This window comes from Methanobrevibacter curvatus, assembly GCF_001639295.1.
In the GTDB taxonomy this organism is placed as follows: domain Archaea; phylum Methanobacteriota; class Methanobacteria; order Methanobacteriales; family Methanobacteriaceae; genus Methanoflexus; species Methanoflexus curvatus.
Genome location: NZ_LWMV01000126.1, coordinates 1 through 722 on the forward strand (window position 1 = coordinate 1; position 722 = coordinate 722).

Sequence of the window (722 nt, forward strand, 5' to 3'; positions counted from 1 at the left end):
AAGTAAACCTTGGAGAAGTACTGTTAACATAAATCAACCTACTATCCAACCTATCAGTAATAACCAAACCAGTCGCACCATCAGGACCATAATTAGTCACATTAATAGTGTACAAGATATAAGCGCCATTCAAAACATTACCAGACACATTAGATGTTTTAACAATACTAATGTTCACAGTAGTGACAACAGTAATATTAGTCTCATTATCAGGATTACTGCTGTTATTACCAGTATTATTTTCAGTAACATTAGTAACATTCGCAATATTTAGAATATTACCAGTACCATTAAGTTTCACAAGAATATCCAAAACAATACTCTCACCATTAGCCAAAGCACCAATACTCCAAACACCAGTACTTGCAACATAATAAGTAAACCTTGGAGAAGTACTGTTAACATAAATCAACCTACTATCCAACCTATCAGTAATAACCAAACCAGTCGCACCATCAGGACCAAAATTAGTCACATTAATAGTGTACAAGATATAAGCACCATTCAAAACAGATCCACTTACATTAGATGTTTTAACAACACTAATATTCACAGTAGGAACAACACTAATATTAGTCTCATTATCAGGATTACTACTATTATTACCAGTATTATTCTCAGTAACATTAGTAACATTCGCAACATTCACAATATTACCAGTACCATTCAAACGAACAAGAATATCCAAAACAATACTCTCACCATTAGCCAAAGCACCAATA

The 722-nt window shown here is 33.0% G+C and carries 1 protein-coding gene; it reads right to left on the reverse strand.

Annotation, left to right across the window (positions count from 1 at the left end; genetic code table 11):
- The coding region (locus MBCUR_RS03280) for a DUF11 domain-containing protein (protein ID WP_169805785.1) at window positions 1–712 on the reverse strand (712 nt) is incomplete at its 3' end.
- Window positions 713–722: the final 10 nt, after the last annotated feature.